The organism is Pseudomonas asturiensis (assembly GCF_900143095.1).
Classification (GTDB): Bacteria; Pseudomonadota; Gammaproteobacteria; order Pseudomonadales; family Pseudomonadaceae; genus Aquipseudomonas; species Aquipseudomonas asturiensis.
Window position 1 is genome coordinate 191,441 of the sequence record NZ_FRDA01000004.1, and the last position, 23,350, is coordinate 214,790.

General features: G+C 59.5%; 23 protein-coding genes and 1 pseudogene. 10 read left to right on the forward strand and 14 right to left on the reverse strand.

Features of this window, described 5'->3' with window-relative positions; all coding sequences use genetic code 11:
* Positions 1 to 5: 5 nt before the first annotated feature.
* Both BUB69_RS08915 and BUB69_RS08920 read right to left on the reverse strand, forming a co-directional pair.
* Positions 6 to 632 (reverse strand): glutathione S-transferase family protein, encoded by a 627-nt coding sequence (locus tag BUB69_RS08915; protein WP_073164832.1) that lies wholly within the window; start codon positions 630 to 632, stop codon positions 6 to 8.
* A gap of 104 nt (positions 633 to 736) precedes the next feature.
* Positions 737 to 1,534, reverse strand: a complete 798-nt coding sequence (locus BUB69_RS08920) for a helix-turn-helix transcriptional regulator (protein ID WP_073164835.1) — start codon at positions 1,532 to 1,534, stop codon at positions 737 to 739.
* Positions 1,535 to 1,638: 104 nt separating this feature from the next.
* Here BUB69_RS08920 and BUB69_RS08925 point away from each other — a divergent pair, with 104 nt between their 5' ends.
* The 5 genes and pseudogenes from BUB69_RS08925 to BUB69_RS29565 all read left to right on the forward strand — a co-directional run bounded on the left by BUB69_RS08925 (position 1,639) and on the right by BUB69_RS29565 (position 6,464).
* Positions 1,639 to 2,607 carry a threonine dehydratase gene (locus BUB69_RS08925; RefSeq protein ID WP_073164838.1) on the forward strand — a complete coding sequence of 323 codons (969 nt, stop codon included), beginning with the start codon at positions 1,639 to 1,641 and terminating at the stop codon, positions 2,605 to 2,607.
* A 64-nt stretch (positions 2,608 to 2,671) separates the two neighbouring features.
* On the forward strand, positions 2,672 to 3,799 hold the full coding sequence (locus BUB69_RS08930; protein ID WP_073164841.1) for a saccharopine dehydrogenase NADP-binding domain-containing protein: 1,128 nt from the start codon (positions 2,672 to 2,674) through the stop codon (positions 3,797 to 3,799).
* A 2-nt stretch (positions 3,800 to 3,801) separates the two neighbouring features.
* A complete protein-coding gene (locus tag BUB69_RS08935) occupies positions 3,802 to 4,284 on the forward strand; it encodes a DUF2269 family protein (RefSeq protein ID WP_073164846.1) in 483 nt (160 codons plus the stop codon).
* Between the two features lie 251 nt (positions 4,285 to 4,535).
* Positions 4,536 to 5,717: pseudogene (locus tag BUB69_RS29560) on the forward strand (methyl-accepting chemotaxis protein); the annotation flags it as partial.
* A gap of 42 nt (positions 5,718 to 5,759) precedes the next feature.
* Complete coding sequence (locus BUB69_RS29565) at positions 5,760 to 6,464, forward strand: methyl-accepting chemotaxis protein (protein ID WP_425439359.1); 705 nt, start codon at positions 5,760 to 5,762, stop codon at positions 6,462 to 6,464.
* A 138-nt stretch (positions 6,465 to 6,602) separates the two neighbouring features.
* Here the strand turns inward: BUB69_RS29565 and BUB69_RS08945 are convergent, their stop codons facing one another.
* Positions 6,603 to 7,544 (reverse strand): DMT family transporter, encoded by a 942-nt coding sequence (locus BUB69_RS08945; protein ID WP_073164854.1) that lies wholly within the window; start codon positions 7,542 to 7,544, stop codon positions 6,603 to 6,605.
* A 75-nt stretch (positions 7,545 to 7,619) separates the two neighbouring features.
* Here BUB69_RS08945 and BUB69_RS08950 point away from each other — a divergent pair, with 75 nt between their 5' ends.
* Positions 7,620 to 8,474: a LysR family transcriptional regulator gene (locus BUB69_RS08950; protein WP_073164858.1), complete on the forward strand. Its 855-nt coding sequence runs from the start codon at positions 7,620 to 7,622 to the stop codon at positions 8,472 to 8,474.
* A gap of 38 nt (positions 8,475 to 8,512) precedes the next feature.
* Here the strand turns inward: BUB69_RS08950 and BUB69_RS08955 are convergent, their stop codons facing one another.
* A complete protein-coding gene (locus tag BUB69_RS08955) occupies positions 8,513 to 10,699 on the reverse strand; it encodes an ATP-binding protein (RefSeq protein WP_073164861.1) in 2,187 nt (728 codons plus the stop codon).
* A gap of 238 nt (positions 10,700 to 10,937) precedes the next feature.
* Positions 10,938 to 11,954, reverse strand: a complete 1,017-nt coding sequence (locus BUB69_RS08960) for a 1-aminocyclopropane-1-carboxylate deaminase (protein WP_073164866.1) — start codon at positions 11,952 to 11,954, stop codon at positions 10,938 to 10,940.
* A 170-nt stretch (positions 11,955 to 12,124) separates the two neighbouring features.
* Between BUB69_RS08960 and BUB69_RS08965 the strand changes: the two genes are divergently transcribed.
* A complete protein-coding gene (locus BUB69_RS08965) occupies positions 12,125 to 12,631 on the forward strand; it encodes an Lrp/AsnC family transcriptional regulator (protein ID WP_073164870.1) in 507 nt (168 codons plus the stop codon).
* A gap of 4 nt (positions 12,632 to 12,635) precedes the next feature.
* Here the strand turns inward: BUB69_RS08965 and BUB69_RS08970 are convergent, their stop codons facing one another.
* Positions 12,636 to 13,115 (reverse strand): hypothetical protein, encoded by a 480-nt coding sequence (locus BUB69_RS08970; protein WP_073165662.1) that lies wholly within the window; start codon positions 13,113 to 13,115, stop codon positions 12,636 to 12,638.
* Between the two features lie 236 nt (positions 13,116 to 13,351).
* Between BUB69_RS08970 and BUB69_RS08975 the strand changes: the two genes are divergently transcribed.
* A complete protein-coding gene (locus BUB69_RS08975; RefSeq protein WP_073164874.1) occupies positions 13,352 to 14,260 on the forward strand; it encodes a DUF808 domain-containing protein in 909 nt (302 codons plus the stop codon).
* A 125-nt stretch (positions 14,261 to 14,385) separates the two neighbouring features.
* Here BUB69_RS08975 and BUB69_RS08980 read toward each other — a convergent pair whose 3' ends face one another.
* From BUB69_RS08980 to puuE, 6 genes are all read right to left on the reverse strand, one after another.
* A complete protein-coding gene (locus BUB69_RS08980) occupies positions 14,386 to 15,171 on the reverse strand; it encodes an outer membrane protein OmpK (protein ID WP_073164877.1) in 786 nt (261 codons plus the stop codon).
* 376 nt (positions 15,172 to 15,547) lie between these two features.
* Positions 15,548 to 16,831 (reverse strand): urate hydroxylase PuuD, encoded by a 1,284-nt coding sequence (locus tag BUB69_RS08985; protein ID WP_073164880.1) that lies wholly within the window; start codon positions 16,829 to 16,831, stop codon positions 15,548 to 15,550.
* Between the two features lie 27 nt (positions 16,832 to 16,858).
* A complete protein-coding gene (locus tag BUB69_RS08990; RefSeq protein WP_073164883.1) occupies positions 16,859 to 17,383 on the reverse strand; it encodes an ureidoglycolate lyase in 525 nt (174 codons plus the stop codon).
* 71 nt (positions 17,384 to 17,454) lie between these two features.
* Positions 17,455 to 18,450, reverse strand: a complete 996-nt coding sequence (gene alc / locus BUB69_RS08995; RefSeq protein WP_073164888.1) for an allantoicase — start codon at positions 18,448 to 18,450, stop codon at positions 17,455 to 17,457.
* Positions 18,451 to 18,466: 16 nt separating this feature from the next.
* Positions 18,467 to 19,006 carry a 2-oxo-4-hydroxy-4-carboxy-5-ureidoimidazoline decarboxylase gene (gene uraD / locus BUB69_RS09000; RefSeq protein ID WP_073164892.1) on the reverse strand — a complete coding sequence of 180 codons (540 nt, stop codon included), beginning with the start codon at positions 19,004 to 19,006 and terminating at the stop codon, positions 18,467 to 18,469.
* Positions 19,003 to 19,932 carry an allantoinase PuuE gene (puuE, locus tag BUB69_RS09005; RefSeq protein WP_073165666.1) on the reverse strand — a complete coding sequence of 310 codons (930 nt, stop codon included), beginning with the start codon at positions 19,930 to 19,932 and terminating at the stop codon, positions 19,003 to 19,005. Before puuE ends, uraD begins: the two co-directional genes overlap by 4 nt.
* Before the next feature lie 387 nt (positions 19,933 to 20,319).
* Between puuE and uraH the strand changes: the two genes are divergently transcribed.
* Together uraH and BUB69_RS09015 are read left to right on the forward strand one after the other, a co-directional pair.
* A complete protein-coding gene (gene uraH, locus BUB69_RS09010) occupies positions 20,320 to 20,673 on the forward strand; it encodes a hydroxyisourate hydrolase (protein WP_073164896.1) in 354 nt (117 codons plus the stop codon).
* Positions 20,674 to 20,783: 110 nt separating this feature from the next.
* Positions 20,784 to 21,530, forward strand: a complete 747-nt coding sequence (locus BUB69_RS09015; RefSeq protein WP_073164899.1) for a GntR family transcriptional regulator — start codon at positions 20,784 to 20,786, stop codon at positions 21,528 to 21,530.
* A gap of 3 nt (positions 21,531 to 21,533) precedes the next feature.
* Here the strand turns inward: BUB69_RS09015 and BUB69_RS09020 are convergent, their stop codons facing one another.
* Together BUB69_RS09020 and BUB69_RS09025 are read right to left on the reverse strand one after the other, a co-directional pair.
* Positions 21,534 to 22,745 carry an MFS transporter gene (locus BUB69_RS09020; protein WP_073164904.1) on the reverse strand — a complete coding sequence of 404 codons (1,212 nt, stop codon included), beginning with the start codon at positions 22,743 to 22,745 and terminating at the stop codon, positions 21,534 to 21,536.
* Between the two features lie 168 nt (positions 22,746 to 22,913).
* Positions 22,914 to 23,093 carry a hypothetical protein gene (locus tag BUB69_RS09025; RefSeq protein WP_032610241.1) on the reverse strand — a complete coding sequence of 60 codons (180 nt, stop codon included), beginning with the start codon at positions 23,091 to 23,093 and terminating at the stop codon, positions 22,914 to 22,916.
* Between the last annotated feature and the right edge of the window lie 257 nt (positions 23,094 to 23,350).

Below are 23,350 nucleotides of genomic sequence, written 5' to 3' on the forward strand. Positions count from 1 at the left end.
CCGCTTTATTGTGCGAATGAATACTCGCCACCCTGTTCCAGCGCCTTGCGGTACGCGGGTCTGGCCTGGAATTTTTCGACCCAGGCGGCGAGGTTGGGGTAAGGCTGCAGCTTGCCGCGGGCCTTGGCGAGTTCGCCGATGAAGCTCATCTGGATATCCGCGCCGGTCAGTTCTTCACCGACCAGGTACGGCGTCAGGCCCAGGGCTTGGTTCAGGTAGCCCAGGTAGTTGGCGACTTCCGATTCAATACGTGGGTGCAACGGCGCGCCAGCATCGCCCAGGCGTCCGACGTACAGGTCGAGCATAAGCGGCAGCATGGCCGAGCCTTCGGCGAAATGCAGCCATTGCACGTATTCATCGTAGGTGGCTCCGGCAGGGTCGGGCTGCAGACGGCCCTCGCCGTGGCGGCGGATCAGGTAGTCGACGATGGCACCGGATTCGATGACGACGTGAGGGCCGTCCTCGATCACCGGCGATTTGCCCAGCGGGTGAATGGCCTTGAGTTCAGGTGGCGCGAGGTTGGTCTTGGCGTCCCGCTCGTAGCGCTTGATCTCGTAAGGCAGGCCAAGCTCTTCGAGCAGCCAGAGAATGCGTTGCGAGCGTGAGTTGTTGAGGTGGTGAACAGTGATCATGTGGGCTCCGCTTCAGGTACGTGAGGGTGTTAATAGAGGACTGTCGTGGAGGCGGGGAGTGCCCTCGATCGGTATTGACGTCGATCACAGGTCAGGAAATGTCGTTACGCCCGCATGTCACGCGGGCTGATACCGAGCCGCTGCCTGAAGGCGGTGGCCATGTGGGCCTGCGATGAGAACCCGCAAGCCTGAGCGATATCAGCCAGTCGCTGGGTTGAATGACGCAGCAGTGTCCTGGCGCGCGCCAGGCGTCGGTCGATCACATAGCTGTGCGGGCTCTGGCCGGTCGTGTCCCGGAACGCACGCATCAAATACCCCTCTGACACGCCCAGTACGGTCGCCATTGCCTGCACACTCACCGGACCTTGCAGTTCTGCCTCGATGTAATCATCCAGCAATCGGAGCCGCTTTGCGGTGAGTGAGGGGCGAGACTGAAAGGACGCGGGTTCAGCGCCGATCGCTCGTTCGACCAGCGCAAAGGCCCATGCTTCCCAGTCATCTTCGACCGATACGCGCAGCAATGCGTTGCGCATGTGTTGCGCGAGGCTGATCGCGGGCGGGTCGATGCGATTGTTGAACGGACCGGCCTCGGCCAGCGATTTGCCGTCAGTGCGGATGACCCGCAGGTATTCGCCGCCTCTGGACGACTGTGAGAACACGTCACAGCCCGCCGGTACAAACGCCAGACCGTTGGCAAGAGCCTGGAAGGGAATCACCCGGTCGCTGCCGATGGCGTGTACGCCGTGCTGCCCATCGAAGGCGAAACCCACGGCAGACTGGGTCGCCACGTACCGGGCTTCATAGGCCGAAGGCGGGAGCAGTTCAATCCGCCACGGCCCGGCCTCGGCATGGCGAACCGGTTCGGCAGGGGGCGATGATTGCAGACGTTCGAGCGGTTTCATGGCTGCATAGTACTCAGGCGTCAGCGTAAAAGTCAGGTCAGTTTTCTGAAAGCCACAGGCGTGTTTTCTGCCTAGGCTGGGCAAAACCTTCTAGAGCAATGACCATGCATGGATTGACGCTGCAAGACATCGAAAGCGCTGCTCGCCAGGTATACGACGTAATGCCGGCCACCGCGCAATATGCCTGGCCTTTGCTGGCACAGCGGCTGGGTTGCAGTGTCTGGGTCAAACACGAAAACCACACGCCTACCGGCGCATTCAAGGTGCGGGGTGGCATCACCTTCATGAGCTGGCTCAAACGCAATCATCCAGAGGTCCGGGGCATCGTGACGGCGACGCGTGGCAATCACGGCCAGAGCCTTGCGCTGGCCGCCCGCGCCTTGGGTCTGCACGCCCTGATTGTGGTCCCGCAAGGTAACTCGGTGGAAAAGAACAGCGCCATGCGCGCCTTTGGCGGCGAAGTCGTCGAGTGCGGCCAGGATTTCGACCAGGCCCGTGAGGAGGCAGCCCGTCTGGCGCAGGTGCACGGGCTGTATCTGGTGCCGCCCTATCATCCAGAACTGGTCAAAGGGGTGGCGACCTATGCTCTGGAACTGTTCAACGCGGTCCCGGACCTGGATGTGGTTTACGTGCCCATCGGCTGTGGCTCTGGCGTCTGCGGCGTGATTGCTGCGCGCGATGCGTTGGGGCTTGAGACTGAAGTGGTGGGCGTGGTGTCCACCGAGGCCGACGCTGCCAAGCGATCGTTCGAGACCGGGCACCTGCAGGAAACCGCATCGGCCACGACCTTTGCCGATGGCCTGGCGGTGCGCAAGCCGGTGGCAGACGCGTTCAACGTCTACTCGGCGGGCGCCGCGCGCATCGTCTCGGTCAGCGATGCGCAGATCGCCGAGGCCATGCGTGTGTATTACACCGATACGCACAATTTGACCGAAGGCGCGGGTGCGGCGGCGCTGGCGGCACTCATTCACGAGCATGCACAGTTGCAGGGCAAAAAAGCCGGTGTGATTCTGTCGGGAGGAAACATTGATCGTGAGCTCTATGCAAGGGTGATTGCCGGGTTGTGGCCCTGACCCATAGGGCAGCCGTCGCCGATCGCGTAAGATTGCGCTCTCTTATTACATCAGGGACGAGTCAATGGCATTTCGGGTGTTGGTCATTGGTGGCTACGGTAACTTTGGCAGTTTGATCTGCGACCATCTGGTGACGCTGCCCACCGTTGAACTGGTCATTTCGGGCCGTGACAGTCGCAAGCTGGCTCAAAAGGTCGCCGAGCTGCAAACGCTGGGCGGCAAGGTCTGCGAAAGCTGGTGCGGTGATGCAATGAAGGACGGCACGGCCAGCGAGCTTCGTGCCCTGGGCATCCAGTTGGTGATTCACACGGCCGGGCCTTTTCAGCAGCAATCCTATGCCATCGCGCGGCATTGCATCGAAGCCGGTGTGAATTACTGCGACCTGTCGGACTGCCGCGCGTTTGTTACCGGGATCTCGACCCTTGATGCCGCCGCACGCGAGGCAGGTGTCAGTGTGTTGAGCGGCTGCAGTTCGGTGCCGACCCTGTCGGCGGCCATCATTGATGAGCATCGCGAACGCTTTTTGCGCATCGATTCGATCGAGCACGGCATTTCATCGGCGGCCAAAATGCCGGGTCTGTCCACCGTGCTGGGCGTGCTGGCTTACGCAGGAAAGCCGATCAATCAGCTCAAGGACGGGCAGGTGCATCAGGTGCCGGGCTGGATGGACCTGACACTGCGCAAGCTACCGGACATGGGGACGCGGCTGCTGGCCAATGTCGATGCGCCTGACATTGATGTATTTGCGACGCGCTACGCGGCAAAAAATCTGCGCTTCAAGGCTGGGTCAGGACTGAAGGCAGGCGGCATCGCCAATTTTCTGTTGGCCTGGTCGATTCGCCGCGGTCTGATTCATGACCCTGCGCCCTGGGCGACCCGGCTGCATCGCTGGGGTACCCGGTTTGAACACTTGGGCGACAAGAAAAGCGCGATGTACATAGACGTCGATGGAATTGATCACGACGGCCAGCCTTTGCGCATGCAGGCGCTGCTGACGGCCCTCAACGACAAGGGGCCGCAAATCCCCAGCTGCGCTGCGGTCGCCCTGGCGACAAAAATGGCCGCCGGTTACCGACCGCTTGCCGGGGCGCGTGCGTGCGTTGGCGAGATCACGGTGAATGAGTACTTGGTGGCCATGAACGAACCCGCCAACATTTCGCTGGACGTGCAGTTCAAGGGCGCAAAGGCCTGACCATGCTTTACCTGATACTTAAGTATGTGCACGTGATTGCGGCGATCTTTTTGTTCGGCTTCGGCATGGGGTCGTACCTCTACCTGATCGCCGCCAGCCGCAGTGCCAATGCGCAAGTCATTGCTCATGTGGCGAAAATGGTGGTGCGCTACGACGCCTGGATTACCACTCCGGCCGGGTTCATGCAAATCATCACCGGGTATTGGCTGGTGAAACTGACGGGGTTGTCCCTGTTGAGCAACTGGGTGCTGACCTCGTTGATCATCTTCATCTGCGTGGGCGCATTGTGGCTGCCGGTTCTGATACTGCAAAAACGCCTGGAACGGCTGGCTGAACAGGCGGCTGAAAGGGGCAGGGCGCTGCCCGATGAGTTTCATGTCCACTACCGCCTATGGTTCTGGCTCGGCGTGGCGGGTTTTTCCGGCATGTTCATGATTGTCTTGATGATGGTCAGCAAGATGACGCTGACGCAGTGGTTTCAGTGACTGCCTTCATCGAAAAAGACCTGAACGGCTGAAAACTTGAGTTCGCTGCGCGACCGTCTGGCGTTACCAGTCGTCCGAAAAAGATTCAGCCCACTAAGTTAAATAAATCTTAATGTTGGCGCAGGCCCCGTAAATGGGGGGCGCTGCGTCTTATCTATCGGTCGATCAGTTATATCGATCAAGTTTCCCATCAAGTTCACCTGTTTAGCGCCGATTCACGGGCATTCCGAAAAATCGAAGGCACACACGCTATGAGCGCGAAATGGTTGGACAACTTGAACGTCAGCAAGAAGCTCGGGCTGGGCTTTGCCGCCACCCTGCTGGGTGTACTGACGGTCACGGCGATTGGTTACTCAAGTACTAACCTGTTGATCGAGCGTCTGGGCAAAAGTGGCGAGGTGGCTGCAATCAAGGGCGATGTACTCAATGCCCGAATTGCCGCTCAGGCCTACGCCACGGGTCCAAGCGCCGCCGGCGTGCAAACCTACGCCAGCGCGCTGGGCACGTTGAGTAACAGTGTCGAGCGGGGGCTGAAGGTATTTGTCGTTTCGAGCAATCTGGACAAGCTGCGTGACATCAAGGAACAGGTCGGAGGCTTGAAGCAGACGTTCGATCAACTGGTCAGCATCAACCAGAAAGTCGATGACGCGTTAAAACCGCTGATCAAGGTTTCGGACGATGTCAGTGCAACGTTTGAAAACCTGCTGCAGAAAACCATCGACGACGCCGTGCGGGCGCCGAGCGAGTTGGGTATTCAACAAGTGAAAGTGGCCGGTGACCTGCGCAACGGCATGACCAACTTTCGGCTGATCTTCCGCCGCTACCTGAGTATTCCTTCTGCCGATAACCGTCAGGCGACCTTCAATGCGGCCGATGCGCTGATCGCGCAGCTGGCTGCCGCTCGCAATCAGTTGCCTGCCGAGGCCAATGGCGCGGTGGACACCGCCCTGAGTGCCTTGAAGCAATACAAGGTACTGATGGCGTCGATCTCCGAGATGCTGCAGCAGACTGATCAGGTGCGCAGCGCCTTGCAGCAACAGTCCATCGCCACGGCGGCCCGTGCCGACGACCTGGCTGCAGCGCAACTGGTGAGTGCCAAGCGTGAGCAGGACACCGCAGTGATGCAGCTGTTGAGCGTGGCGTTTGTTGTGTTACTGATCGGCATCTTCGCGGCGTTCATCATCACCCGCCAGATCACCGTGCCATTGAACGACACCGTGATCGCCGCTCGCCGGATCGCCGAGGGCGACCTGACCCATGACACCGGTACGACGCGCCAGGACGAGTTGGGCCTGTTGCAGAACACCATGCAGCACATGACGGTGTCGCTGCGTGGCCTGATAGGCGGCATCGGCACAGGCATCACACAGATCGCGACCGCAGCCGAAGAACTGTCTGCCGGCAGCGAGCAGACCAGTGCTGGCGTCGCTCAGCAAAAGAACGAAGTCGATCAGGTCGCCACGGCCATGAACGAGATGGCGTCGACCGTCCAGGAAGTCGCACGCAACACCGAAGACGCCTCCAGGGCCGCCAGACAGGCTAGCGAGCGTGCCGCTCATGGCAGCAGTGTGGTGCAACACGCGACGCGGGAAATCGGCCAGTTGGCGGGCGAAGTCAAGCAATTGGGCCAGGCCATGGAGCGTCTGTCTGAAGACAGCAACAAGATTGGCAGCGTGATTGACGTGATCAAGGCGGTTGCCGAACAGACCAACCTGCTGGCGCTCAACGCTGCTATCGAAGCTGCGCGTGCGGGCGAGCAGGGCCGCGGCTTTGCTGTGGTGGCCGATGAAGTGCGCTCGCTGGCCCAGCGTACCCAGAACTCCACGACCGAAATCGAAGCGTTGATCCTGGCATTGCAACAGGGCACGGGCGCTGCCTCCGGCCTGATGGACGCCAGCCTGCAACGGACCGAAGGCACCGTGGTGCTGGCGCGCCAGGCCGAGCAGGCGCTGATGGAAATCAACCAATCGATCGGCACCATCGAGCAGATGAGCCAGCAGATTTCTGCGTCTGCCGAGCAACAGAGTGCAGTCACCGAAGAGATCAACCGCAGTGTGCTCAGCGTGCGGGACATCGCGGATCAATCCGCTGCGGCAACCGAGCAGAGCGCGGCCTCTACCGTGGAACTGGCCCGTCTGGGCGGTAACCTGCAGAGCATGGTGGCGCGCTTTCGGATCTGAGGTCTGAAAAACGGGCTTGCGGCAAGGTCGTAAGCCCACTCCTATCAAACAACCCATACGTCACTGAAGAAACACTATTTTTCTGTGGCCGGTGCTCGCGTTGATACAGTGCTGTGCCAGAAATAGAGGGCGGGATACCTACCTGGCCGCTTCAGCCTTTCGTTTTTCCGCCCTGACCACAACCCAGATACCGATTCCCGACACCAGCATGCCTGACGCCATCTGCCAGGACAGCGGTTCATCGAACATCATCCAGGCCAGCAGCATGGTCACTGGCGGGCTGAGGTACAGAGCGCTCGCGACCCGCGTTTCGGACGCCCGGCGCAGGCATACCCAGTAGAGCCCATAGCCACCCAGAGTGGACAAACCGGCAGTCCATGCCACGCTCAGTGCAAACCCTGTGCCGGGTACTGGCGCCAGTGAGCCTTGTGCGCCTTCAATACCGGCGAAGATGATGCCGGACACGCAACATTGCAGCCACAGATTCGGCAGCAGGCCCAGGGTCTGCGAAGCGGTCAACCGTTTGCGCCAAAGCGTCGCCACCGCCAGCGACAGCATGCCCAGCAATGGGAGGCCATAAGCCCATAACGGCGCTTTACCCCAGGCCAATGCGCCTTGTGTTGCAATCACTACGCCCAGCAGACCGATGGCCAGCCCGACCCAGACTCGCCAGGCCAGTCGCTGGCCCAGAAACAGCGCTGCCAGCAGCGCCATTGCAATGGGCAGCAGATCTGCGAACAGCGCCGCGAGCCCGGCCGGAACGCCCAGCGCGATGCCTTGTGTGATGCCCGCCAGATAGCCCGTCATGGCCAGCAGACCAATGCCTGCGTTTTTCAGCAAAACAGCAGGCGAGGTCCGCAGCAATGGCCGGAACACAAAGGGCAAAAGAATCAGGCAGACCAACACGCAGCGCCAGAACACCACCAACAGGGGCGGCGCGTAATCGATCGAGAAGCGGGCGCCGATGAATCCGGAACTCCAGGTCAGGATCAGCCCCGCTTCGAGAAGCGGTAACGGCAGGGATCGCAGACGGTCAGGCCGTGGGATTTGGCTGTGTTTTATCGATATGTGCTGGTTCATGCCCCACAGACTACGAAACAGGAGTAATCTAATAAATCAAAATAAACCACATCAGTTGTTCAAGAATATTGAATTATGACGCCGACGCTCGATATCGAACTGATCAGAACCTTTCATGCCGTCGCCCGCATCGGCAAATTTTCGGCTGCAGCTGATCAACTGCATAAAAGCCCGGCTGCTGTGAGCGTGCACATCCAGCGTCTTGAGGCCGTCGCAGGCGGTCGCTTGCTGAATCGCGACAACCAGTCGGTTTCTCTCACCGCGCTGGGCAAAAGGCTTTTGTTGTCCACGACCGAGCTGCTCGCGACTCACGACCGGGTGCTCGCCGACCTTCACGGCACCCGTCTGGCCGGACGTATCAGCCTGGGCGTACCGGATGAATACGCCACCCATGTCATCCGCGACATCCTGCCAACGTTCATCGCAGCCTGGCCCAATGTGGTGCTGGAATTGAAAACCGCACCCAGCTACGCCCTTCGCGAGCAGGTACAGCGCGGCAAGCTTCAGGTGGCAGTGTTGGCGTTGCCCAAGTGCGAGGCGAGCGACGATGCGCAGCGGCTGGTATCGACCCACCCGGTGTGGGTTGGACCGCAAGGGCATTCCCTGCACATGGCTGAAGTGCTTCCGCTGGCCGTACATGCCGCGCAATGCCCTTATCGGCAAGCGATGCTTGAGTCGCTCAGTGAATGTGGCCGCAAGGTGCGTATCGTGCTGGAAAGTCCTTCGAATCAGGCAGTCAAGGCTTGCGTAGAAGCAGGGCTGGGCATCAGTCTGATCGACCGTTCCCGTGTCACCGCTGGCATGCAGATACTGCAAGGGCTGCCCGAGATTGCCGAACATGACGTGGTGTTTCTGAGGTCGCCGGGTTCGCGGATGGATGAAGCCGTAGACCTTCTGGGCGACGCCATGCGGCAGTCTTTCCGGCTTTAGTTTTCGGTTTAAGTGTTCGGTTTTAGTCAGGCACTTGCTCACGCACTGCTTTGAACAAGGTGCGCCAGACGCGAAGCAATGTCCTGACGGCGGAAAGGCTTGGCCAGAATCTCGAAATCGTCCGTCGGCACCGGTTTGGCATTGGTGTAGCCGGTGATGATGAGAATGGGAAGGTCGTTGATGCGCTGACGGATCTGCCGAGCCAGTTGAACGCCGGTGATGTCAGCCATGACGTAATCGGTGATCAGTACATCCGGCCTCAGGCCTGCATCAAACAGATCCAGCGCGACTGCGGCGGACGGTGCTTCGGTAACCTGATAGCCCAGATCCTGTAAAAGGTGCGCGGTGCTGTCCCTGACCAGGTCTTCGTCATCGACCAGCAGCACGTGAACGGCCCCCTCAATGACGTGCGCCTCCAGCGATCTGGACTCTGCCCTGTTCACCGGACCGCTGGCCACGGGCAGCCAGAGATTCACCTCAGTGCCCCTGCCAGGCTGCGAGTGGATAGCGAACTCGCCACCTGACTGCAGCGCCAGCCCCTGAACCATTGACAGACCCAGCCCCGTGCCTTTACCCACACCTTTGGTTGAGTAAAAGGGTTCAACGCAATGCCTGAGCGTGTCTTCACTCATGCCGCAGCCGTTGTCGCTGATTATCAGTCGCACGTGCCCGTCTGCGGGTGACTCGGTCGTGCCATCGAGGGTTTCACTCCGAGCACTGATGCGTACGCGACCACCTTCTTCAAGTGCATCGCGCGCGTTGACCGTCAGGTTGAGAATGGCCAGTTCCAGTTGGTGCGGATCAATGAATACAGCAGGCAATCCATCCGGGATATCGATTTGCACCGAGATCATCGGGCCGAGCGAGCGCTCGATCAGGTCGCTCAGGTCTGCCACCAGATGCCCGAGGTCGATCGCTTCAGGGTTGAGGGTCTGCCGACGTGCGAAGGTCAGCAGTCGACCGACCAGGGTTCGCGCGCGGTCTGCAGCCAGCAGCGCGCTTTCGGCCAGACGGGTCGAGCGCTCGTCTTCGGCGCGTCGGCTGATCAGCTCAAGCGAGGCAATGATCGGCGTCAGCAGGTTGTTGAAGTCGTGCGCAACGCCGCCGCTCAATTGGCCGACCATTTCCATCTTGCGAGACTCATGCAACTGGGCAAGGGATTTTTCGCGCTGAGCGAGCATCGTCACGACGCGTTGTTCAAGGCTTTCATTCAGGTCACGCAATGCCCGCTCGGCTTGTGCCTGATTGATCCATAGCCAGGCCTGCTTTGTGGCCTCCCGAGCGAGTTCGAGTTCATGAGCACCAAAGGTGGTGGTGAGGGAGGGCTGGATGATCAGCGTTGCTTCCAGCTTGCCGTGCAGCACAACCGGCACATGGATCGTGCAGGGCGGCTCGTCCTGTGGGTAGCGGGCAACACGCGCATTGGCGGGGATAATGGGGCTGGCAGCGTTTTCATGCACCACCGCCTGGCCGGAGCGCAGGTCCGCCGACATGGCGTCGGTCCAGCCAGGCAACCCGTTGAAGGGAATCGAGTGTCCGGTTTCGCCGCCCTGACGAACCGTCAGACGATGGCCGTCGTCGTCCACACCGATCAGCGCCAATTGCTGAGTCCCCAGTTCGTTACCCAGGCGGCTCAGCACATGACACTCGATGGCAACCGGATCGGATGTGGAAGGAAGCGTCTGCCCCAGCTCGACCAGGAACGCCTGGCGCCGCTCGAACTGTACGCGTCCGGTGGTCTCGGTGACGATGCACAGTACGCCGCCAATGGAGCCGTCAGCTTCGCGGACGGCCGAGTAGGACACATCGAAGTAAACCGTTTCTGCGGCACCAAAGCGTTTTATATAGAACGGCCGGTCTTTAGCCGAAAAGGTCTTGCCGCTGTCACGAACGCCCTGCAGCAGCGGTTCGAGATCGTTCCACAGCTCGCCCCAGCTTTCAACGGCAGGCCGCCCCAGCGCGCCTGGATGCTTGTCCCCGATGCTCGGTGCGTAGGCATCGTTGTACAAGGCGATGAACTGTGGGCCCCAGAAAACCACAATCTGGGCATGAACGGGCAGGGCCGTGGCAATCAGGTTTTTCAGGCAGCTCGACCACTGTGACGGATGCCCCAAAGGCGAATCGTTCATCACAGTTGCTTTTAGCAACGCGGCAATCTCGCTTCCGTCGTCCAGAAAGCTCAATGCTTCGGTGTCGGCTGACGTTGAAGGGTTGAGGTTATCCATCGACTTAAACGCTCTAAGAAAAAAGCGGAACTTGCGCGGTTAGAGCAGTTGAATACGCCGAGCGTTCAGTGAAAAGTTGAATAAAAACAGTCGATGTTCCAGCCCGGCTTAGAAGGTAGCGCCGTTGTTAAAGACCTGTCGATCCAGGGCGTCATGACCGCTTATGGCGCGAACGTATAAGCAAAAAGCCCGCGATATTCGCGGGCTGTGGATGACGGGATGAATCCGCGAGCCGTTCTCAGCCGTCCTTGAACAGAAAACTGTAGGCATTCAGGGCTGGCACGCCGCCCAGGTGGGCGTAGAGCACTTTCGAACCTTCGGGAAACTCGCCGTTACGGACCATGTCGATCATGCCGTGCATGGACTTGCCTTCGTAGACCGGGTCGGTCAGAACGCCTTCCAGGCGCGCGCACAGGCGGATGGCTTCCAGGGTGCCTTCGTTGGGCAGCCCGTATTCGGGGTAGGCGTAGCGGGTGTCCAGCACCACGTCGTCGGCGGTGATCTCGCGGCCCAGCTCGACCAGCTTTGCAGTGTTCTGTGCGATGCGCAGCACCTGTTCGCGGGTCTTGTCCGGCTTGGCGGAGGCATCGATGCCAATGACCCGCTGTGCTCGACCGTCGGCAGCAAAGCCCACGATCATCCCCGCGTGGGTGCTGCCGGTTACCGAGCAGACCACGATGTAGTCGAACTTGAAGCCCAACTCTTCTTCTTGCTGACGCACTTCATCGGCAAAACGCACGAACCCCAGGCCACCGAAAGGGTGCTCCGAGCAGCCTGCCGGGATCGGGAAGGGCTTGCCGCCGCTCTCGACCACATCAGCCATGGCTTTTTCCCAGCTTGGCCGAATGCCGATATCGAAGCCCGCCGAATCCAGACGCACATCAGCGCCCATGATGCGCGACATCTCGATATTGCCGACCCGGTCGTACAGGGCGTCCGAATAGTTGACCCAGTTTTCCTGAACCAACACGCACTTCATGCCCAGATGCGCGGCGACCGCTGCCACCTGACGGGTCTGGTTGGACTGGATGCCGCCAATCGACACCAGGGTGTCATAGCCCCCATCGATGGCCTCGGGTACCAGGTATTCCAGCTTGCGCGTCTTGTTGCCGCCGAAGGCCAGGCCGCTGTTACAGTCCTCTCGCTTGGCGTACAGCTCGACCTTGCCACCCAGGTGCTCGCTCAGGCGTTTGAGTGGCGTGATGGGCGAGGGACCGAACGTCAGAGGGTAGCGCTTGAATGTGCTCAGGTTCATATCGAGTCTCCGTTGAGAGGGGCATCCAGGCATGAGGTTTTACGCAGTGCCTGGGATGGGTCCTATCATAGGAAATAGCCTGATAAGTGTGGTTGCAAAGAATTGTTCAAATAGGAAATTAAGATTAGTGTTAATGCCATCAAACCTTTTTAAATGTTGTGAAATATCAAATGAAAGCAATAAATGAACGCAGCAAAAAGCTGACATCCGATGTTGCGCCGCCGCTGGACCGGATTGACCGCACGATTCTCAAGACGCTGCAGCGTGATGCGTCCATCTCCAATGTGGCGCTGGCGGAAAAGGTCAGGCTCAGCCCGCCCGCGTGCCTGAGGCGTGTGGAGCGGCTCAAGGAAAACGGGGTCATCAAGGGTGTGGTGGCGTTGCTTAATGGTGAGGTGCTGGATGCGGGGATGGTGGTGCTGATCGGTGTGGTGCTGGACCGCTCGACGCCGGACTCCTTCGCCCAGTTCGAAGCGGCTGCGCAGAAGGTGTCCGGGTGCATGGAGTTCCATGTGGTCACCGGTGAGTTCGACTACTTCATGCTGCTGCGCACCAGGGACAGCCAGAGCTTCAACCGCCTGCATGCCGAGCAGTTGCTTTATCTGCCGGGCGTTCGGCAGATCCGCTCGTTCATGGGGCTGCGCCAGGTGCTGTCGACGACCCACATTCCTCTCTGAATGATCAGTCCGGCGACAGGTAATGCTCCTGCAGGTAGCACCTCATCAGGAAGCGGGTCGCGGCGAGGATTTCTTCCACCTGAGCCTGTGGCGAGTTGCTGGAAGGCATCTGTTCTTCGGGACGGATCAGTTCCAGAAAGTGCATCTTGTGCCCACAGACCGAGCCCAGCCATGCCAAATGAGCAGGGTGGCTAGCTTCGACGTCCAGCAAATAGCAGGTCTTGGGGATCGCACCCAGTAACTGGCTGATTTCGCATTCGGACACCCGGTGTGCATCGAACAGACGGTTTTCAGCGTCCAGCCATTCATCTTCCAGTGTTGCCGATTGTCTGATCATCAGCCACGCCACTTGCGGCCAGTCGCTGAGTTCGTGAGAGAGGTACTCGATCAGGCGTGCCGACAGATTGGCGTTGGAAATGATGATCACCCCGGTCTCCTGCGACACGGGTTTCATCCATTGCGCTCGCTGTGAATCATTCGTCATGAACAGCCCCTTGCGGTCGATTGCGTCGCTCGTCTGGTCGGGTTGCAAAGCAGTAGTCGTGCCACCGGCTCAAGTACTGAGCGAAAAGTGGCTGCGCTCGCCGACTTTTCGTACAGAGCCTAACGTTCCCGTGTCGCCGGGGTCATAGGCTCAATGCTTTGCAATGCCGCACGGTGGTGGCTTGTGATTCAATACGCACCGGTTTTGGTTTTTCTACTTGCTCAAGGACTTTGATTTTGGCTGCTGGAAGCTTGCTTACCCTGCTTGATGACATTGCGACGCTGCTGGATGACGTGGCCCTTGCCACGAAAAAGACCGCAGGCGTGCTGGGTGATGATCTGGCGCTCAATGCGCAACAGGTGACCGGCGTATCCGCCGACCGTGAATTGCCGGTGGTCTGGGCCGTGGCCAAAGGCTCGTTGCTCAATAAAGCGATTCTGGTGCCCGCGGCGCTGCTGATCAGTGCCTTTGCGCCGTGGGGGATCTTGCCGTTGCTGATGATCGGCGGCGCGTTCCTGTGCTTCGAAGGCTTCGAAAAGATCGCCCACAAGTGGCTGCACAAGGAAAGCGGTGAGGAGCACGAACAGCGCAAGCAGGCCACGACCGATGCGTCGGTGGACATGGTGGCGTTCGAGAAGGATCGCATCAAAGGCGCAATTCGTACCGACTTCATTCTGTCGGCGGAAATCATCGTACTGGCGCTGGGCGTAGTGTCGACACGGCCGTTCATGGATCAGGTCGGCGTGCTGGTGATCGTGGCGGTGCTGATCACGGTTGGCGTTTACGGGCTGGTGGCCGGTATCGTGAAACTCGACGACCTGGGGCTGTACTTGAAGAAGAGCGCCAGTTCATTCGCACAGAAACTCGGCGCTGGCCTGCTGTGGCTGGCACCGGTGTTGATGAAACTGCTGTCGATCCTCGGCACCGCCGCCATGTTCATGGTCGGTGGCGGGATTCTGGTCCACGGCCTGCCCTTCGCTCATCACTGGGTTGAGGGCGTGACGGCAAGTGCTGCGGGGGCTGTGGGCGGATTGTCGGTGATCGTTCCGACACTGGTCGATGCGGTTGCAGGCATCATTGCCGGTGCGCTGCTGGTATTGATCGTGACGTTTGCGGGCAAGGCGTGGAAGGCCGCCAGGGCTTAGCCCTGAGCGTTCCTCAGGCTCCGTGTGTGAACGGTGGGAGGCGGCTTGTCGGCGATGCAGTCGACGCGGTGTATCAGGAAAACCGCATCATCGTTCATCGCGGACAAGTCCGCTCCCACGAGCTCTCAGAAGAACACTTTCACCAGCAAACTTGCGGTGTTCTGGTCGGTATCGAAGGAGCGGGTGTCCTTGATGCCGTATTTGTTGGTCCAGTAGTCATACTCGATACCGACGTACAACTGACGCTCCGGGTAGTTGAGCGCTTTGCCCAGGTCGTATTTGATCTGCGGGTTGAAGTGCAGGTTGGAGTGGTACGTGCCGCGTGAAGTCTCGTCGTTGTCGACGACCCAGTCCATGAAGCCGTCGATCAGCACATCCGATTTGCCCACCGGAATGGTGTAAGACCACACTGGCGTGATCTGCCACACGCCGTCGCCCGGGCGGTTGCCTTCGGTGTGGCGCTGATAGAAGTTGAGCTGGAAATAATCGAAGCCCGGAATCTTCAGATCGAACGCAGGGCCGATCAGGTACGACTCGTTATCGCCTTCGCCGAACTCGTAAGTGGCGGCCAGCAATACATCGGTGATCGGACCGAACTCAAACTTCTGGCCGAATATCTTGCCCATCGACAAACGTGGAGAGAACTCGCCGTAGTAGGTGTTATCGCCTGCGTTTGCATCTTTCTTGCCGTTGTAGAAGATCTTGTCAACGAAGAAGAAGTTGTCGCCGTACTTCCAGCTGTCGGCATGTTCGAACGTAAACGTCTGCTGGATATGCGGATTGACAGTGAAGTCCCGTCCATTGAGATAGGTCAGGCTATTGCTCTGCCACTGGAAAATATCCCCCGCCATGGCTGGCGCTGCGGCCAGCAGACTGCTGGCCAGTAACACGCTGGAAAGAGTACGGTTCATTCAGTGTATCCCTTGAGTTAGATCATGATGGTGCAGACCGGCGTTCTGAGTGACGCCTTGTCCGGGGGTAATAATTTGTCTGTTTGGTCAGCTTTGAGTAATTAGCAAGAGCTGCGCCAACTACTGAAAAACAGCCGCAGTCATCCTTGAACCGACACCTGGATGTCGGTTTGAGCACTTTTCCATGGGCAACAGACGCTTGACTGATCAGTCAGTTAGTTGGCTGGGGGGAAATGAGCAACAAGTCGCTAAATGATCGGTCGGTTTGCAGCGGCGGCGCAGGATACTGACTCGCGCTCAGGGGCTCAAGTGCTCCAGCACAGGGCGGCTGGAGCGAAAACGGGGCGACATTCAGGTTGACTGTCGCCCCGTTGACTCAATCCAGCTTCGCGCCTTGATCGATCCAGGCACCGACCAGTTCGCGCTCCTGCGGGGTCATCTGGGTGATGTTGCCCAGCGGCATGATCGGCGAGGTCACGGCCTGGGCCTTGATGCGTGGCGCCTGCTGCTGGATTTCCTGGGGCGTGTCGAACATCACGCCGGCAGGTGCAACGCTGAACAACTGGCTGGTGGGTTTGGCCGAGTGGCAGACCGCACAGCGTTGCTGGATCACTTCGTTGACCTTGCTGAACCCCGCGCTGGCCGCCGTGGGTGGCTCCGGCTGGGCAGGTGCGGCGACCGGTGCTGCGGGCTTTTCATCGGCGCGATGCCCGCCGACGGCGGTGCCGGGCAACGGTTGATAGACGATCTTCGTAACCTGAGGCGGTTGCGCAGGCCCGGTGACGTACGCCAGGCACAGCATACCCAGTGCGGCAACGGGCAATGTCCAGGCGAAGCGATGGCTGTCGTGCCGGGTATTGAAGTAATGCCGCACCAAGACGGCCAGCAGCGCAATGCCTGCCAGAATCAGCCAGTTGTATTCGCTGCCGTAAGTGCTCGGAAAGTGGTTGCTGATCATGATGAACAGCACCGGCAGGGTGAAGTAGTTGTTGTGCCGCGAGCGCAGCAGGCCTTTGGCGGGCAGGCTCGGGTCCGGCGTGCGGTTTTCTGCGATGGCGGCAACCAGCGCGCGCTGCGCCGGCATGATGATGCGAAACACGTTGCCGACCATGATGGTGCCCATGATCGCCCCGACATGCAGGTACGCACCGCGTCCGCTGAACACCTTGCTGAAACCGTAGGCCGCTGCGACCAGCAGCACGAACAGAATCAGCCCCAGCAGAGCAGGGCGCTTGCCCAGCGCCGAGTCACACAGAAAACTGTAGATGAACCAGCCCACGAACAACGAGCCCAGGCCAATGTGTACGCCTTCCGCGCCCGACAGGCTGCTGCCCGGTGCAAGCAGGTACAGGGTCGGGTTGGCGTAGAACACCACGCACAACAGCGCCACGCCCGACAGCCAGGTGGAATAGGCTTCCCATTTGAACCAGTGCAGGTTCTCCGGCATGGTCGGCGGAGCGAGCTTGTATTTCTCCAGATGATAGATGCCACCACCATGGATGGCCCACAGGTCCCCTGAAAGTCCGTCACGCGGGTTCTTGCGGTTGAGGTTGTTTTCCAGCCAGACAAAGTAGAACGATGCGCCGATCCACGCGACGCCCACAATCATATGAATCCAGCGTACGCCGAGATTCAGCCATTCCATCAGATGTGCCTGCACGGTTTTTACCTGATACCTGTCACCACTTCACGGGTGCTCAGGCCCTTCCTGGGAGTCGGGATCTAGCACCATCAACGTGTGCTCTGCAAAGTAATGCTCATCGCAGTTATTGCCGCTTCCACTGCGATCAACCACCAGGAAGTCATCCCGCTTTTCGATCGTCAGCACCGGATGGTGCCAGACGCCGCGATGGTAATTGACACCCTGCCTGCCGTTGGACACGAAGGCGCGGGTCAGCTCTGGTTCAGGCGCATCGCCAAGTGGCGCGACCACGATCAGAAAAGGATTGCCGAGCAGCGGTATGAACGCCTGACTGCCCTGCGGATGTCGCTCCAGCATGGTGATGGTCAACGGCATCGGCAGCGCCTCGGCGCGGAAGATGCTGATGATCGCCTTATCGTCTGGCTGCGCGGTTTCAACCTCGGCCAGACGATGAAAACGCATGGTCGAGCCGTTATTGATCATGAAATGATCGCTGCCATCGGTCTCGATCACATCACCGAACGGCGCAAAGGCTTCCTTGGTCAGCGGCTCGATTATCAGTTTGCGCATGCGGGTTCTTCTTTAATGGGGTTCGAGATGATCGTTCCAGTACAGGCATGGGTGTGCGTTGCTGCCAAAGCCTATCGCGACACCTTGCCCAGTACCCGCAACCGGCTCACGCCGCCATCCGGGAAAACGTTCAGACGAATGTGAGTGATCGGGCCGATGGCTTTGATCTGCTCGGCGAACTCGTGCTCGGCGTGCATGGTCAGCTTCTGGCTGGGCAGCAGTTCGCGCCAGAACAGGCTCTGGGTTTCGATCTGGCTATCAGTGCCGCCTTTCACGAAAGCACCCTGGATCGAGCAGCTGTCCGGGTAGTTGCCCTTGAAGTGCAGGGTGTCGACGATGACTTTTTCGACTTCGCCCGGATGCCCCAGCGCCACGATGACCCAGTCATTGCCTGGCGTGCGGCGGCGAGCGGTTTCCCAGCCATCGCCCATGTTCACGCCACGGCCCGGATTGAGAATATTGCTCATGCTGCCGTAATGCTCGTCCGAACAGGCAATCGAACGTCCGCCATTGAGCGCCGCCACCAGATCGATCTGTTCGCTGTCGCCAACTGTGGTCCAGTCGCGATGCGGCACTCCGTGCACTCGCAGACGTGCGACGCCGCCGTCCGGATAGATGTTGAAGCGCAAGTGGCTGAACGGCTGATCGTGGCTGATCTCATGATAGTGGTGGCTGTTGCCTTTCAGCTCCACCGACGGCAGCACTTCAGTCCAGGCGGTGTTCTCGTCCGGCTCGCCCGAGGCCAGAAAGCAGGCTTCCAGCGAGGCGGACGGCGGGAAGTTGCCGGTGAAGAACGACGTGTCGATGTCCACGCCCTTGATGGTGCCCGCTACACCCAGGCGAATGACTGCGCTGTCGTAACCTTCAAAACGCTTGCGTCGCGATTCCCAGCCGTCCATCCACTTGCCGTTATCGTCGAACACGCCTTCTTTCCAGACCGCAGGTGTCGGCTGGAACAGGCGGTTGGCATCGGCGAACCAGTCGTCGGTCACGGACAGCACCTTTGTGCCCAGACGCGCATCAGCCAGATTCACGAACTTCTCGAACGGTGCGGCGTAAACTTTCATGCTTCTTGTCTGCCTTCTAAACGTTGGATGAGCGCGGCGCTTGAAGCGCCTGCAAACGGAACAGTGCGATGGTGTTGATCTCAGCCAGGGCGCAAGCGAACTCGGCCTCCGGTGAGTGATGGATGCGTTGTTCGAACGCCGCCAGGATCTTGTGCCTGTCGCTGCCCTTGACCGCCATGATGAACGGAAAGCCGAAGCGGGCCTTGTAAGCCTCATTCAACTCGGTGAAGCGTTGAAACTCCTCAGGCGTGCAGAGGTGGATGCCGGCACCTGCCTGTTCATTGCTGCTGGCCTCGGTCAACTCACCCTGAACGGCGGCCTTGCCCGCCAGATCCGGGTGAGCGTTGATCAGTGCCAGTTGTTGCGCGTGCGTGGCGTCAAGCAGGATATCGCTCATACGCGCATGCAGGGTTTCGACGTCATCCAGTTCGGCATGCGCCCCGAGGTCGTAGGCCTGCTGCGCAACCCAGGGCGAGTGCTCATAGATGTCTGCGAAGGTCGCAATGAAGGCTTCGCGACTCAGGCTCGAAGGCGTGAAGTTGGCAAAGGCCGTCATTGCGCAGCCTCGGCCTTGAAGGGGTGCTCGGCGTGCCAGTGACGGGCAATATCGACGCGGCGTGTGAACCACACCTGTTCGTGGCCTTTGGCGTATTCGATGAACCGCTTGAGTGCGGCAAGGCGGGCAGGGCGGCCGATCAGACGGCAGTGCAGGCCGATGGAGAGCATTTTCGGCGCGTCCCCACCCTCGGCGTAGAGCACGTCGAACGCGTCCTTGAGGTACTGGAAGAACTGCTCGCCGTTGTTGAAACCCTGCACTTGCGTGAAGCGCATGTCATTGGTGTCCAGAGTGTACGGAATCACCAGATGGGGCTTGCCGGTCGGATTGTTCGGCTCCCAATAGGGCAGGTCGTCGTCATAGGTGTCGCAGTCGTAGAGAAATCCGCCTTCCTCCATCACCAGCCGACGGGTATTCGGGCCGGTGCGGCCGGTGTACCAGCCCAGCGGACGTTCGCCGCTGATTTCGGTGAGGATGTGGATGGCCTGAAGCATGTGCTCGCGTTCCTGAGCCTCGTCCATGTTCTGGTAGTCGATCCAGCGATAGCCGTGACTACAGATTTCATGACCGTCGGCGACCATGGCGCGGATCACGTCTGGATGACGTTGCGCGGCCATCGCCACGGCAAAGATCGTCAGCGGGATATCGAACTGCTTGAACAGCTTTAGAATGCGCCACACGCCTGCGCGGCTGCCGTATTCGTAGAGCGATTCCATGCTCATGTTGCGTTGTCCCTGCAGCGGCTGCGCAGCGACCATTTCGGACAGAAAGGCTTCGGACTCCTTGTCACCATGCAAAATATTGCGCTCGCCGCCTTCCTCGTAGTTCAGCACGAACGACAGTGCAAGACGCGCGTTGCCCGGCCAGCGAGGGTGTGGCGGGTTGTTGCCATATCCGATCAGGTCGCGTGGGTAGTCGGCGCTCACTGCAGGCTTCCTTATGTGCGTGAAATCAGGTTCAGTACGGGCGCTTGCAAACGTCCCGAGTGCGAGGATTGTATACAATTTAATTTTGAAATTGTAACCTCGCATGCCGTCTTCATTCGCGATGCCTGCTGTGCGAAGAATCTGCATGAATAATACAAGCAAGAAACCTGCCTGACTGGTCAGCTTAATCACAAAAAACTGATAAATTTCCTTTGTTTCAGCGATTCTGGTCTGGTCAGGCGCTGTGCAGCGCCGTTACGATCCGTACGGCCTCAGGCCCAGCGTGTACAGGGTTTTTGAAAAGTGTCTTAATCGGTCGCATCCGCACAGCCGTCAGCACCTCGCTGGTGCAGTTTCGTCGCGATCTTCATGGCAAGGAGCAACGTCTTGGGAAAATTGACCACACACGTACTGGACGCAGCGCACGGCTGCCCTGGAACCGCCATCGCCATCGAGCTTTACCGGGTTGAAGGCGGGCAACTGCTCAAGGTTACCAGCGCGATCACCAACAGCGATGGCCGCTGCGATGCCCCTTTGCTGCAGGACGATGAATATCGCTCGGGTGTCTACCAACTGCACTTTCATGCCGGTGATTATTACCGGGCACGAGGCGTGGTGTTGAGCGAACCGGCCTTTCTCGATGTGGTGGTGTTGCGCTTCGGCATTGACGCAGGTCAGCCTCATTTCCACGTGCCACTGCTAATCTCGCCCTACAGCTACTCGACGTATCGGGGCAGCTGATACTCGCTTCCCCGCGCACACTGCGGGCTTTTTTCTGCGCGCCTTTCCGGTTTTGCCCTGTGTACAATGCGCCCGTTGCGACGCCGTCCTCCATCCGCGCACGAGTGCCCATGAACGATCAGTCCCTGCCCCTCAAGAAACCGATGCGACCTGCCAAGGCCAGCCAGAGCCTGACTCAGGATGACGTGGTCTATGCACACATCTTCGACGCCATCCTTGAGCAGCGCCTGGCGCCGGGCACTAAGTTGAGCGAAGAGGCCTTGGGCGAGATTTTTGGCGTGAGTCGCACCATCATTCGTCGCGCTTTATCGCGGCTGGGGCATGAAGGCGTCGTGTTGCTGCGGCCCAACCGTGGCGCAGTGGTCGCCAGCCCGAGTGTCGAGGAAGCCCGGCAGGTGTTCTTCGCCCGGCGTCTGGTGGAAAAGGCCATCACCGAACTGGCTGTCGAGCACGCGACTGCCGAGCAACTTGCCCAGCTGCGCCAGATGGTCAGCGATGAGCGCGACAGTTTTTCTCGTGGGGATCGTGGCGCGGGCATTCGGCTGTCCGGTGAGTTTCACCTGCAACTGGCCGTTGCGGCCAGAAACGCGCCTTTGATCAGCTTTCAGCGCAGCCTGGTCTCGCAGACATCGCTGATCATTGCTCAGTACGAAACCGGCGACCGCACGCATTGTTCCTATGACGAACACAGCCGGTTGATCGACGCTATCGAAGCCCGTGACGCCGCGCGGGCGGTCGAATTGATGATGCACCACATGGATCACATCGACAGCAAGCTCAACCTGGACGAAGACGTGATCTCGGATGATTTGCAGGCCGTGTTTTCGCACCTGCTGGGCAAGAAAAAAACCAAATGACGGTCAGCCGCCTTTCTGCTCCCTAACTGCTTGAGCCTGACGGTACAGGTACACGCTCAGGATCAGCCCGCTCAGCGAGGCAAAGGCGGCGAACAGGAAGATTGACACAAAGCCGAAACCCGCCGCAATGGCACCGGCCAGTGGCCCGGTGATGCCCAACGACAGGTCGATGAACAGCGAATAGGCGCCTACGGCCGCGCCACGGCTGGAGGCTGGAACCAGGTTGACCGCCTCCACGCCCAGTGCCGGAAACACCAGCGAAAAACCGAATCCCGACAACGCCGCACCCGCCAGCGCCAGGCCTGGCGTGGGCGCCATCCATAACAGCAGCAGCCCCAGCGTCTCAACTGACAGGCACACAATCGCCACCCGAAAGCCGCCGAGACGGTTGATCAGGTTGCCAAACAGCAGACGCGCTGCGATGAAGCTGCCACCAAACAGGGTCAGGCACAGTGCGGCGTTTGGCCAGTGGTTGCTGGCGTAATAAAGGGTAATGAACGTCGCGATGGTGCCGAACCCGATACCGCCCAGTGCCAGCCCCATGCCGTGAGGAAAAACGCGTCCCAGGACATGCATGAACGGCAGGCGCTCGCCATGCACGATAGGCGCACCCGGCTTCTTCCAGGTCAGCAGCAGGCCGGTCGCGCACAGCAGCATGATGCTCACGCCCACGGTCCACAGGCCCAGTTCATTGACCATCCAGACGCCCAGCGGCGCACCGATTGCCAGCGCGCCATAGCTGGCGATGCCGTTCCAGGAAATGACCTTTGCAGTATTCTGTGCGCCCACCCGGCCGATGCCCCAGCCAATCGAGCCTGAACCCACGAGGCTTTCCGCGCTGCCCAGAATCACCCGTCCGATCAATAGCACCACCAGGCTCGCCATCGGCCACGCTTGCAGCCAGATCGGCACCAGCATGAATACGCCGCTCAGTCCGCAACCCGCCAGGCCAAACTGAACAGCCTTCTTGCTGCCCAGATTGTCGATAATCCGGCTCGCCCAGGGCCGACTGACCAGCGTAGCGAGGTACTGCACGCTGATCACCAGGCCTGCCATTACCGCGCCAAAACCCAGGTCGCTGTGGACGTAACCCGGCAATACAGCCAGAGGGATGCCGATATTCAGGTAGCCGATGAAGGTGAACATGACGATGGAGACCACCGTCAGCGTGACGGCCATCGGGGTTTGCGGTGCAGCGGTGTGTGTCTCGGGCATGGAGATAGGTTTCATTCTGATAACGGAGGGACGTAGAGCGTTCGAGCCGTGCAACGGGAAAGCACGCAGGAAAATGCTTAGCAAGCTTTCGATAGGCTCATCATAACGGTGCATCGGGCGATGCAGGTAACAGATTGAAATAAAATCTGCAGGAAGGGGGGATTCAGATCAAGGCTGGGCAGGTGCTACGAGTTGAGTGGTGACCAGTGCGGCCAGGGCGTTTTCCTGAGTGCCGAAGCGGGCCAGCAGGGCTTGCTGTTTTTCCGGGCTCAGGCGTGACCAGATCTCGATCATCTTTTCGGCGGTGCCGATCAATGCGCTGGCCTGGGTTTCGGTGAAATCGCTCATGAGGTTTTCTGTGTGCCTGTTCTCTGGTTTTCCAGGCGTATTGAAAATCGGCAGAACCGTTTTTCGATACGCCTGAAAACAATCGCCTTCAGTCTTTGCCTTGGGCTTTCTGGCTGTCTTGAGCCGAGGGTGCTGCTTTCATTGCGGCAGGTTGACCAAGCTCCTGTTGAGCCAGGGTCGACTGCTGTGGTTCCTGTTGGCCTGGTGGGAAGTTAGGGATTTCATGCATCGTCATCGCTCCTCGCAAGGGGTTGCAG